Here is an 11,376-nt window from a genome sequence, read left to right on the forward strand (position 1 = left end):
GAGTACTTACAAGCACCCTCAATCCAAAACTAAAGTAATTTTTCTCTGACCAGTTTATGGTTAATTCTAGATGTTTATTTTCTATTAAACCCCAGATAAAGCTTTGATTTCTCCCCTGAATTACTCGCCTTTTTTACCAAGTACCACCGCCAAGGTAAGAAATATATAAGGATAAGTTAATAAAGTAAGCTCTAAAAAACCCATACTTCCAAAAAGAAATAGATTTGGAGCGTGTCCATCTGAATAATATCCTTTTCCGGTCATATACAAGCCAACAAGAAGATACGTTATTATAGATATTCCTATTAAACCATAGCCTATGAAATTAAACTTAATTATTGTAAAAATATGTATTAAAATACCTAAATACAACAATCCAAGCAGCAGCAATAAAATCGGTATGTAAAATGGCTCATAAAAATAGTCACTCATACTTTCAATTAGCATCTTATACCCCCTTCTAACCATATCTTATTCTGGATTACACATATTAATATAAGTACCAGCCAAAGTTTTATCAGGTCGCCACGGTTCTAAGTTCCAAGAACTTTTATAAATAGTAAGAGGATTAGCTGCATGACATATAAACTCGTCTTTAATTCTACCTGACTTTGAGCAACTAATATACTTCTTGAAATCAGCATCAGCCGTCACTTCACTCCACATATCCAACATAATTTTTGCTTGAGAAAGACCAGTCATACTAGACGGACCCAGAGCCCAATGAGCAGTAATATAAGCTTTAGTACAGGCTCTAGCTCGTTTTTTCATTTTCTTCTCCTTTTTTGTTTTTTCCTATAATGGAACATTAACAAAAAATTAGGATTGATTGATCCCAAAAATGAATTCAGGATTTCCACATATGGAATATTTCCCTTCTTTCCGTCCACTCACATATTAGATAGGTAACAAAGCTGTGAACCACCTCTTTGTGATACCTTTTCCCCACAAATTAAAAACCCCTGACACTAAAAATACCAAGGGTTTAAAAGATTAATATATTTACATATAATTGGCTCATACCCATGAAGGGATCATTAAACATTTGTTTTTGAAAATCAATTTTACTGTTAGTAAGTGGCTTTATGACAAAGATGGGCTGTCCAGCAGCCACAAAATTGGCAAGCTGGACAGTATTTTTAATAGTAGATAGACGATGAGTGATCACAAAGTTAAACCAACACGTAAAAAAGGGCTATTCCTGAGGAATAGCCCTTTCTTTGTATCAAAATTAAAATGCCGGTATGGCCGTTTCACTATATTTCTCTTCTAAAAATTTGCGTACCTCTGGGCTTGTCATAGCCTTGGCCAACTTTTGGACCGGCTCAGAATCCACGTTATCCTTGCGTGCTACTAATGTAATCGCAAAGTCATTTTCAACACCTTCTGTGAGAAGAGCGTCATTTTTTGGTGTCAATCCAAGCGGTGCAGCGTAAGCAGGTGTTATCACTATCGCATCTGCTTCATCATACGTTCTCGCAAGCATTAATAAATCCACTTCTTTAAACTTGTAGTTTTTAGGGTTCTCCGTAATATCAGACATTGTATAATATGGACCTTTTTTTTCCTTTAAAGTGATAACTTTATGCTGTGCTAGCAATGCCAATGAACGATCGATATTCGACACATCATTTGCAATGGCAATAACGGCACCCTCTGGCAATTGATCCATTGAATCGTATTCTTTGGAATACACCCCATAATTGGCAAAATAAATGGGTTTCACTGGTACAAGCTCGGCATTTTTGTTTCGATTGAATTCCTCCATATATGGAACGTGTTGGAAGAAGTTCACATCCACTTCTCCTGCCGCTAGTGCGGTGTTAGGCTGCACATTATCACTTAATACAACCATTTCCAGGTTAATGCCCTCCTCTGCTAGCTTTGGTTTAACAAGCTCAAGAATTTCCGTCATCGGAGGAATGAGTGAGGCCACTTTCAATGTTACCTCTTCCTTCTCCTGATTCTGCGCATTTTCTTTCTCTTTTACTTCATTCGCCTTTCCACATCCTACTAAAAGTAGCATAATTGCTGTCATGAGAAAGAGTATTTTTTTCATGATGTTTCCCTCCATTATTTATCTTTTATCAATCATTCTGGCTACAGCTGTTCCAATAAATTGGATAAGCTGTACTAGAATAATCATAATGATAATCATATAAATCATTAGCTCTGTTTTAAACTGCTGATAGCCATACCTGATGGCAAAATCGCCGATACCGCCGCCTCCGACCACTCCCATGATCGTTGAATAGGAAATAAAGCTGATAATCGATGTTGTTAGTCCGAGGACAAGCCCTGAACGAGCCTCCACGTAAAGAAATTTAAAGATGACATCCTTTACAGAAGCCCCCATGGAAATGGCTGCCTCGATCACACCCTTTGACACATCCAATAAAGATTGCTCGACCAACCGCGAATAATGGGCAATGGCAATGATCGCTAATGGAACGCAAGCAGATGCTGTCCCAATGGCTGTGCCGATTATGAGTCTTGTAAACGGGATTAAAAAAACAACCAATAACAAAAATGGGAAAGAACGAATAATATTCACAAGTAAATTTAAAATCGAGAAAGCCCACGGATTATCAAGCAAATGACCCTTCCTACAAAGAAATAGCAAGGTCCCGACAGGCAATCCAATCAAAATCGCAGCAAAAATGGACACACCAACCATGGTAATGGTTTCTCCAATTGACTGCCAAATTTCTGCCTCATATTGAACTAAAATCTCAGGCATGACCTAGCCCACCATTCTCTGCTAATTGTTCGATGAAGTATTCTGGACGATTATCCCTTTTTTGAATCCCATTTGGTTCAATTATGACAGTGTCATAAATCTCTCCATCTGCCATGACCGTTACACGATTGCATATACTTTTAATGACATCCAGCTCATGACTAACAATCACAATCGTCACACCGAAGCGTTTGTTTATATTCCCTAGCACGTCTAATATTTCAGCCGTTGTATTTGGATCAAGAGAAGAGGTTGGTTCATCACATAACAACACTTGCGGGTTATTTGCCAATGCCCTTGCAATGGCAACACGCTGCTTTTGTCCCCCGCTTAATTGTGCAGGATATCTCTCCATTTCCTTCTCCAATCCGACAAATTGAAGACACTCTACAACACGGCTCCGACGTTCTTTCTTTGGGTAATTTGCCAGCTCTAAAGAGGCTGCCACATTGTCATAAACCGTTTTATTTGCCACAAGATTAAAATGCTGAAAAATCATGCCAATCGACTTCCGTGCCCCTCGGAGTGCTTTATTGTTCAATGTTGTCAGTCTTTGGCCGTTTACCTCCACTTCGCCCGCATCTGGGGTCTCCAACAAATTCATTAGCCGCAGCAACGTTGATTTCCCTGCTCCACTTGCTCCGATTATTCCATGAATTTCACCTTTAGGTATTGTTAAAGTAACAGACTTAATGGCCTGAAACTGTGAAAATTTTTTACTCACTTGATGCAGGTTAATCATAAAATCCCACTTTCTACTGTTGAAAGATAAGCATACCGCTCCTCATTATAGTTTCATCAAAGAAACACAGCTGATAAATCATTTTATCAACTAATGAGGACCTAATGCAAAGACACAAATTAACAGTTAAAGACTTCCAACTCTAATAAGCTCCCTCATTCTATTGGCTTTTTATATACCATTCTTAGATATGAGTGATTATCTATTAATCGGATGATTCCTTTCAAAATAATAGCGAGTGTATTATAATCATAATTGATAATGGTTATCATTATCAATACTTTTTTTCTACTCTTCTAAATACAAATATTCTAAAGAATGTGGAGGCAAATACATGATTCAATACCTTGATGAGAAAATTGCCAACTATGAGGTATGTGTCATCTTACCCTCTAGTTACGATCAAACCAAGAAATACCGAACGATCTATATGCATGATGGTGGAGAAACGGCCATGCAAACTGCAAACTCACTTATCGTTATTGGAATTGACCCGATTGATCGCAACAATGACTATACACCGTGGGAAGCACCATCACTTGCACCCCATGTTTTCACCTTTGAAGGACAAGCGCAGGATTATTTACATACTGTTGTAACCGAAATAAAGCCATATATAGATGCCCATTATGCTACGAATCCTGAGCCTTCACATACAGCTATTTCCGGCTGCTCATTAGGAGGACTTATTTCCATTTTCGCCTCCCATTATTATCCAGAGGTATTCCATCAATATATCTCATTATCTGCTTCCTTTTGGTACGAGGATGTTCTTCGCTATCTTCAAGGGGAAAAGATTGAACGACAAGGAAATATCTATATCAAACCAACTGTGAATCGTCAAGATCATCAGCTTTATTTATATGTTGGGGAATTAGAGGGAATTTATAAAGAAACGGTACAAAAGCATATGGTTGACTACACAAAGAAGGCCCACCTTGAATTTATCAAGGAAGGCTATTTGAAATCTAATCTATTATTTGCGTCAGATCCAGAAGGAACTCATGATGACCTATTCTTTACTAACTACTTCATTCAGTCACTCCGTTGGTTATTTGGCATCGAACAGAAAAACGAAACAATGGATCGTTAATTTACCTTAATCGATTGCATCACACTAGCTTGTTTCATATCGCCATTTTTTCTAAATTACCTCACAAACCAATATTTTACGATTACTTTAATGATTTGATTTAATGTCAATAAGGTAAAAAGAAGGGATAGATGAACAGTGAGGAATACCTGTTTACATCTATCCTTTTGTACAACATTTTTCGTTAACTGAACATACTTTCATTCCAGAACACCGTGACGTTATTTCGACGACACCACCAAAAACCGGACAATTTGATCTGAGTAGTTAAACCAGTAATGGGCTTTTCTAGCATCGAACATGAACGACTGCTGTTCATGGAGTTCTAAACTTTCTCCCTCTATTTCCACTGTTAACTTCCCTTCGATAATGAATAAAAATTCATGACCGCTATGAGAAAAAGCGCTTCCTTTATTTTCCCCTGGCTTTAAAGTGACAAGAATAGGCGAAAAAACAGCATCACGAATGCCGCTGGATAAATTCTGATAATGAAATTGTTCATGATTCGAATCTGAATTTTCTTGGGATCGGTCCTCAGAAAAAAAGAAACTTGGGTTGACATCTAATGTATCAGCGATTTTTTTTAATGACTCTAATGTGACGCTTGATTTTCCCCGTTCTACTTGTGATAAAAAGCTGATCGAAACGCCTGTTTGTTCAGCCAGACTCTTTAATGTTAGTTTTCGCTCTTTCCTCAATAATTTCAGTTTTTTCCCGATTGAATCAAAAGGCATACAGATGCCCCCTTTTTTTTACATAGTATCTAGCTTCATTATACATGACAAATTTTGATGAATGTTCCGTCATTAATAACTTATCAAAAAAATATTGACAGAAAATTTCTAATTATTTAGAATGAAGGAAATAATAAATTGAAGTGATACTTCAATTTTGAAAGGGTGACTTAAGATGGAAAAGAAGCAAATGCGGCGAATATTAATCGCGAGTTTAGTCGGAAGTTCGATTGAGTGGTTTGACTATTTTTTATATGGGACCGTTGCAGCACTCGTGTTTAACCAGCTATTCTTCGTGAATGAGGATCCGACAATAGGGCTGTTGCTTTCCTATGCATCCTTTGCGTTAGCATTCTTCATCCGCCCATTTGGCGGAGTGATCTTTAGCCATATTGGTGATCGTATTGGGAGAAAGAAAACACTTGTCATAACACTTAGTTTAATGGGGGTCGCAACATTTGGGATGGGGCTTCTTCCTACCTATCAAGCCGTTGGTATTTGGGCGCCGATTTTATTAATCACGTTGCGCTTAGTTCAAGGTCTAGGAATTGGCGGTGAATGGGGAGGCGCGCTTTTATTGGCCGTTGAATATGCTCCCGCTGAAAAACGGGGCTTGTTCGGAGCCATTCCTCAGATGGGTGTTACGATAGGAATGCTGCTTGGAACCATTGCTTTATCTATTATGACACTGCTTCCTGAAAGCGCATTCATGACTTGGGGATGGCGTTTACCATTCATTTTTAGTGCTTTGCTTGTATTTTTTGGCCTATGGATTCGTAAAGGAATTGATGAAACACCGTCTTTCAAAAAAGTAAAGGAATCCGGAGAAGTTCCAAAGCTACCGATTGTAGAAACTCTTAAGAATTATTGGCGTGAAGTGCTTATAGCCGTGGGAGCCAAAGTGGTAGAAACAGCGCCATTTTATATTTTTAGCACATTTGTCGTATCATATGCTACTTCAAATCTCGGTTTCTCACGGACAGCTACATTAGCTGCAGTCATGATTGCAACCATTATAACGACAATTTTAATACCAATCATGGGGAATTTATCTGATACAATTGGCCGCAAAAAGCTGTTTATAGGCGGAACGATTGGGATGGCACTGTTTGCATTCCCATACTTCTGGCTGTTGCAGCAAAAATCGGTACTGCTCTTAATCATTGCAACAGTGATAGGCTTAGGGGTTATTTGGGCTCCCATCACAGCTGTTCTTGGAACGATGTTCTCGGAAATTTTCGATGCAAGGATCCGTTATACCGGCATTACGCTTGGATATCAAATCGGAGCAGCTCTGGCAGGAGGAACAGCGCCGCTCGTTGCAACGGCTTTACTTAATAGGTTTAATAACTCCTATGTTCCTGTCGCCATTTATATTATTTTTGCATCTCTCCTGTCACTAACAGCTATTTGGGCAGTTAAGGATCGTAGCAATCAGAAATTAGACGAAACGCATAATAATAGAGCCATGTAATCTATGGTTCTCTTACTTCAAGGAGGACAATTGAATGTTAATTATAAGTGAGAAGGAAATTCAACAATCATATGAAATGAAGGACGCAATTTCGGATGTAAAGGCCGTATTACGTGCACATGGTGCTAGAAGAATAGACAACCCTCATCGCACAGTTCTTGCTTTCCCTCAACACGAGGCATCAGCACTTTACATGCCAAGCGCTGATTTATCAGAAGAAGTTTCGGCGGTCAAAGTTGTTACCATTTTTCCAAAGAATCCTTCAAGGGGAATGGCAACAACCCAAGGAGTCATCTTGCTGTCAGATGCAGAAAATGGCGAACATTTAGCATTGTTGAATGCCTCCTATTTAACACGTCTCAGAACGGGGGCATTGAGCGGCATTGCCACAGACTTTCTTGCTCGTAAAGACGCCCGGGTACTCACGATTATCGGAACAGGAGCTATGGGATTTGAACAAGCAATTGGTGTGTTAGCCGTAAGGGACATTGAGCGTATTTTATTAGTAAATCGTACACCAGAGACAGCGGAGAAATTCGGTGAAAAGCTGCGGGCATTCGGAGTAACCGTTCCTTTTGAAGTTTTCGAAGATGTTTCAGCAGCTGTTCGTCAAGCAGATATTATTTGCTGTGCAACCCGCTCGAACGAGCCTGTATTTAACGGGCTGGATTTAAAGCCGGGCACACACATTAACGGGGTCGGGTCTTATTTGCCGCATATGAAAGAAGTGGATCATACCACGGTATCACGCGCTGCTAAAATTATCGTCGACGATTTGGCGGGCGTGAAGGATGAAGCAGGAGAACTCATTCATGCAGCCAATCAGGGAAATTGGTCGTTTAATGATATTCATGGGGAGCTTTATGAACTTGTAATGCTGACCAAAACAGGCAGGGAAAATGAAGAGGAAATTACCTTCTTTAAATCAGTCGGTGCTGCTTACTTTGACCTCCCCGTGGCAAAAGGTGTTTACTGCCAATCGAAAGAACGGAACATCGGGATGGAGATTGAGGTATAACAGAAGCCCATACATTTTGCTATCGCTGAATGTAATAACAACCCGAAACAAGCGACGTTCAAGCTTGCAGTAACATTTCATCTTTAAAAAAAGAGACCCTTCTTTAGGAAGGGTCTTTTGAATAATCCTTATCTTTCACAAGCGATCAGTCTTTATCACGGTCGCTTATTTTATTGGCATCATATAGTGACTTTGAAACACGGGGCTTGTATTTCGTTTTTCCTCCTTTATTTTTAACGGAAGATGAACGAGCTACGCCTCCTTTATAATCTTTATTTAATGCAGTACAGTTTTAAGTTTTCACTTTTGTTTTGGCACCTGCCACATCATTTTCTCCTAGTGAGAGACCCAGAACTAGTCCTAAAGATAGTAAATAAGTTTAAAAACATTTCATAATATTAAAATTACTTTTTTTCACAATTACGACTACCCTCTAAACAAAAAACACTACCAATTAAAATGGCAGTGTCGTTTTCTTGAAAACTTTATCGGTCCAATATACCAGGTAATGTCTGAGAAATATTTGTCAGTTGGTCGACAACATCAAATACTGCTTTCGTCATAAATATTTGAACCACTATTAAAATGCTCAGTAATATTAAAAGAATTATTTTAAAAGTTGTATTCATGAAAACTTATTACCTCTCTTTAGTATGTGGCTTTTGAATAATCATAACTTACATCCGATTTAGTAGTTAGAGTTATATAATTATCAAATTTACCTACAACAGTTAATCCAGCTCTAGCATATGTTCCTGTTGAAGCCCAACCAGCTGCAGGGTTAAAAGTTTTTCCACTTATATTTCTATTTAAATCCGTTGCTCCATCATTTAACTGCCATCTAGCATAATCATATGCCAAACTAGATCGATCATCAATTTTTAGATTTTCACCGAAATTCATGGAAATCCCTACTGAAAATGGATATCCTAGTGACAAGGAAATTGAAGACGTCCCTCTGTCTCCCATAGGACCCCAATCGTCTAATTGATCTGAAGCTGCTGGTATATCTATATCCGTATAAATAGATCTAGCCCATATTCCTTTATAACTTGTGACTTGAGTTACAGGTTTTAAAGTGAAATAATCATATTTTTTACTCTTTTCGCTATTTTGCTTGTACAAGTGCCAATCTGTATCCATTCTAGCAACCAAAAGGCCAAGGCGATATCCTTTTTCTACCAAGCTATATTTATTTTTAACTCTTACACTTTCTGCTTTTACTTTATTATCAGTAATAAAAGTAAAAGAATCAGTTGTATTTTGTTCTTGATTAATTTCATTTTCAGTATCAATAATCTCTGACTGAGTATTTATAACCTCTTGTAACACCATTTCATTTGTGTTGGGAATTGAATTACCATTTTCATCAAAATTATTAATAGAAACATCTACAAACTGAAGTTCTTGACTTTTGTCTATTGTATACCCTATAACATGACTTGTAAATTCAGAATCAGCAGCATCAAGAGAACCTTTTTCATTCGCTTCGTCGTCTGAAGGTTCAGAATCATTAGATGCATCAGCACTTTCGTCAACGAATTCTTTACCATTTTCAATTGCTTTTTCATTCAATTCTTCTTCGCTCAAACCAAATTCTAACTGTCCATCATTTTCTTTAACAGTAAGTTTATTTAAATCTAAGATTTCTTTATATTCCTCTGCTTGAACATCACCGTAAAGAAATACTCTTTTACCATCTTCTAATTCAGCTTTCAAAAAATCTTTATATGATTTATTTCCTTCAACAACAGCGGCATCAGCTGCAATAGAATTTGATTTCTCAAGATCTTGATTATTTTCGGGGGAAACAACACTAACGTTCAATTCATTATTATCAACTTTATCTTGAATATCTTCAAACTCCGGGTCATTATTTTCTTCAACAACAGTATTAATGGTTTCTTCTGTGCTTATTTCATCATCAGCAATAATAACCATATTCTTTTCTTCCGATGAATCATTCGTGGTTTCTTTCATTTCATTAGCTTTGGCAAAAAAATTAACAGAGTAACTACTAAAGAATAATAGCAAAGACAAAATTACAACCAAACTACCTCTTAATATTTTTTTTGTTTTACTCAAAATAAACCCTCCCTATTCTAATTAAATATTAACATACAAATTATGTATACAGTTACACAAATTGTATTTCTTGTATATTTGGTCATTAATGAAACGGTTCGGAGGAATTTGCTTAGGATTGGGGTGCTAACAACTAATCCTAATTGATCTATAAGTCCATCAAACACTACTTCATGTTGGTTCTCTTAAAAGGTGTCAATACCTTCAAGTTCCTCGAGTAAATACATAGGCAACCACCTATATTTCCATATACTTCCTATACTTTCCTTTACATCATTACTTATATTTGTCCCGGCAAATACAGCATTCAAATTAACTCAATAAAACACATAAACTACCTACAATCATCAACTTTTTTTCATTTTCTTCTCCCCCATCTTTAATTTTTATCCCTATAATGGGTATAATAGCTAAAATTTCAGATTAAAAGATCCCAAAATTGAAATCAGGATTATCACATATGGAATCGTTTCTCCTTCGTTTCTGTGATTCACCGAAAAAAGTTATAACAATTTAGAATTTTTATGATTACTCAAATAAATTAGCAAGAGGGGTAAAAAAGAGATGAACCTGTTAACCTTTCATGTGATACCTTTTTCCCCACAAAAAAAACCTGACACCAGAGGTGCCAAGGTTTGAAAGCTTAATACACTACAAATCAAAAATGATCCATCTTGAAAAAAGATGGATCATTTTCTATCTGTGTTCCTCCACACTCTGCCCCCATTTGCGGAAGATTGTTCTGGTTTATTCAAATCATTACCTACTTGTTTCTTCTTCAGCTACCTTTTTGACACGTTCTAAAAACTCAACGACCACTTTATCGGTAGCAAATAATAAAAGTAACTTCAAATACCACTTTAACGGGCGACTGGTGACTGTATATGTAAAGGAAGTCTTATTGTCATTGATTTTATTCAGTTCATAAAAAGCGGTAATTTCAAACATTTTAGCAAGTATAAAGCCCACCTTTAGCTTTTTCTCATTAGTTTCATTCAAATATTCCAATGTTTCTATATCATACTCTTCTGTTCGTTTTCCTTCTCTATACTTTTGGCGATATACACTCCCAACCACTTCTTCCGTTATTTTAACGGGCTTTTGTTCAACTACTTGAGGCATGATTTGTTGCATATTTTCTAAAGAACCATCAAAAAACTTCCAAACCTGTTCAATTGGAGCGTTTATTTCTATTTCTTTTGTCCATTTTTTCAATGAAAATCACCTCTACCTACATTATATTTCCTTTATTATGTAAAACCAAATTTTCCACGAACAAATCATTGGTCATTTTGAATCATTAAGGATTATGGGAAATGATTATGAAAAGTATAACGCCTTTCAAGCGCTACGAGTGGAGTACCTAGAGGCATTTAGAAACAACACTTTTTTTGAATTTAAATGCCCTTCTGTAAAAAAATTACTTTATTAAGACTCTCTTTTTTAGTGCTATTCTTGTATAATAAACCAAACGGTTACTTATTCAGGAG

Annotated in this window: 11 protein-coding genes and 1 pseudogene; 3 read left to right on the forward strand and 9 right to left on the reverse strand. The window is 37.0% G+C overall.

Going from position 1 to position 11,376, the window contains the following annotated elements:
- Nucleotides 1-120: 120 nt before the first annotated feature.
- The 5 genes from ACFWE9_RS23280 to ACFWE9_RS23300 form a co-directional block, all read right to left on the reverse strand.
- A complete protein-coding gene (locus tag ACFWE9_RS23280; RefSeq protein ID WP_377359022.1) occupies nucleotides 121-447 on the reverse strand; it encodes a hypothetical protein in 327 nt (108 codons plus the stop codon).
- 24 nt (nucleotides 448-471) lie between these two features.
- Nucleotides 472-771 carry a DUF2599 domain-containing protein gene (locus ACFWE9_RS23285; RefSeq protein ID WP_377359025.1) on the reverse strand — a complete coding sequence of 100 codons (300 nt, stop codon included), beginning with the start codon at nucleotides 769-771 and terminating at the stop codon, nucleotides 472-474.
- A 460-nt stretch (nucleotides 772-1,231) separates the two neighbouring features.
- Entirely contained in the window at nucleotides 1,232-2,059 is an 828-nt protein-coding gene (locus tag ACFWE9_RS23290) for a MetQ/NlpA family ABC transporter substrate-binding protein (protein ID WP_230160080.1), read from the reverse strand.
- 18 nt (nucleotides 2,060-2,077) lie between these two features.
- Complete coding sequence (locus ACFWE9_RS23295) at nucleotides 2,078-2,740, reverse strand: methionine ABC transporter permease (protein WP_230160082.1); 663 nt, start codon at nucleotides 2,738-2,740, stop codon at nucleotides 2,078-2,080.
- Nucleotides 2,733-3,482: a methionine ABC transporter ATP-binding protein gene (locus tag ACFWE9_RS23300; protein ID WP_230160084.1), complete on the reverse strand. Its 750-nt coding sequence runs from the start codon at nucleotides 3,480-3,482 to the stop codon at nucleotides 2,733-2,735. Before ACFWE9_RS23300 ends, ACFWE9_RS23295 begins: the two co-directional genes overlap by 8 nt.
- 334 nt (nucleotides 3,483-3,816) lie before the next feature.
- Between ACFWE9_RS23300 and ACFWE9_RS23305 the strand changes: the two genes are divergently transcribed.
- Entirely contained in the window at nucleotides 3,817-4,575 is a 759-nt protein-coding gene (locus ACFWE9_RS23305) for an alpha/beta hydrolase (RefSeq protein ID WP_230160086.1), read from the forward strand.
- A 221-nt stretch (nucleotides 4,576-4,796) separates the two neighbouring features.
- Here ACFWE9_RS23305 and ACFWE9_RS23310 read toward each other — a convergent pair whose 3' ends face one another.
- On the reverse strand, nucleotides 4,797-5,309 hold the full coding sequence (locus ACFWE9_RS23310) for a helix-turn-helix domain-containing protein (RefSeq protein WP_230160088.1): 513 nt from the start codon (nucleotides 5,307-5,309) through the stop codon (nucleotides 4,797-4,799).
- Nucleotides 5,310-5,484: 175 nt separating this feature from the next.
- Here ACFWE9_RS23310 and ACFWE9_RS23315 point away from each other — a divergent pair, with 175 nt between their 5' ends.
- Complete coding sequence (locus ACFWE9_RS23315; RefSeq protein WP_230160090.1) at nucleotides 5,485-6,783, forward strand: MFS transporter; 1,299 nt, start codon at nucleotides 5,485-5,487, stop codon at nucleotides 6,781-6,783.
- Between the two features lie 34 nt (nucleotides 6,784-6,817).
- Nucleotides 6,818-7,801: an ornithine cyclodeaminase family protein gene (locus tag ACFWE9_RS23320; protein ID WP_377359029.1), complete on the forward strand. Its 984-nt coding sequence runs from the start codon at nucleotides 6,818-6,820 to the stop codon at nucleotides 7,799-7,801.
- A gap of 128 nt (nucleotides 7,802-7,929) precedes the next feature.
- On the opposite strand, the pseudogene ACFWE9_RS23325 reads toward ACFWE9_RS23320, so the two are convergent.
- From ACFWE9_RS23325 to ACFWE9_RS23335, 3 genes and pseudogenes are all read right to left on the reverse strand, one after another.
- Nucleotides 7,930-8,153: pseudogene (locus ACFWE9_RS23325) on the reverse strand (excalibur calcium-binding domain-containing protein).
- A 296-nt stretch (nucleotides 8,154-8,449) separates the two neighbouring features.
- Nucleotides 8,450-9,886, reverse strand: a complete 1,437-nt coding sequence (locus ACFWE9_RS23330) for a hypothetical protein (RefSeq protein ID WP_230160094.1) — start codon at nucleotides 9,884-9,886, stop codon at nucleotides 8,450-8,452.
- Between the two features lie 759 nt (nucleotides 9,887-10,645).
- The gene (locus ACFWE9_RS23335; protein ID WP_230160102.1) at nucleotides 10,646-11,101 is read right to left on the reverse strand and encodes an SRPBCC family protein; all 456 of its coding nucleotides are present in this window, start codon (nucleotides 11,099-11,101) and stop codon (nucleotides 10,646-10,648) included.
- Nucleotides 11,102-11,376 lie beyond the last annotated feature (275 nt).

This window comes from Peribacillus sp. NPDC060253 (assembly GCF_042727425.1).
In the GTDB taxonomy this organism is placed as follows: Bacteria; Bacillota; Bacilli; order Bacillales; family DSM-1321; genus Peribacillus.

Excerpts from the sequence above, each read along its gene's own strand:
- ACFWE9_RS23280 (WP_377359022.1), bottom strand. The coding sequence starts at position 447 with ATGCTAATTGAAAGTATGAGTGACTATTTTTATGAGCCATTTTACATA.
- ACFWE9_RS23285 (WP_377359025.1), bottom strand. The coding sequence starts at position 771 with ATGAAAAAACGAGCTAGAGCCTGTACTAAAGCTTATATTACTGCTCAT.
- ACFWE9_RS23290 (WP_230160080.1), bottom strand. The coding sequence starts at position 2,059 with ATGAAAAAAATACTCTTTCTCATGACAGCAATTATGCTACTTTTAGTA.
- ACFWE9_RS23295 (WP_230160082.1), bottom strand. The coding sequence starts at position 2,740 with ATGCCTGAGATTTTAGTTCAATATGAGGCAGAAATTTGGCAGTCAATT.
- ACFWE9_RS23300 (WP_230160084.1), bottom strand. The coding sequence starts at position 3,482 with ATGATTAACCTGCATCAAGTGAGTAAAAAATTTTCACAGTTTCAGGCC.
- ACFWE9_RS23305 (WP_230160086.1), top strand. The coding sequence starts at position 3,817 with ATGATTCAATACCTTGATGAGAAAATTGCCAACTATGAGGTATGTGTC.
- ACFWE9_RS23310 (WP_230160088.1), bottom strand. The coding sequence starts at position 5,309 with ATGCCTTTTGATTCAATCGGGAAAAAACTGAAATTATTGAGGAAAGAG.
- ACFWE9_RS23315 (WP_230160090.1), top strand. The coding sequence starts at position 5,485 with ATGGAAAAGAAGCAAATGCGGCGAATATTAATCGCGAGTTTAGTCGGA.
- ACFWE9_RS23320 (WP_377359029.1), top strand. The coding sequence starts at position 6,818 with ATGTTAATTATAAGTGAGAAGGAAATTCAACAATCATATGAAATGAAG.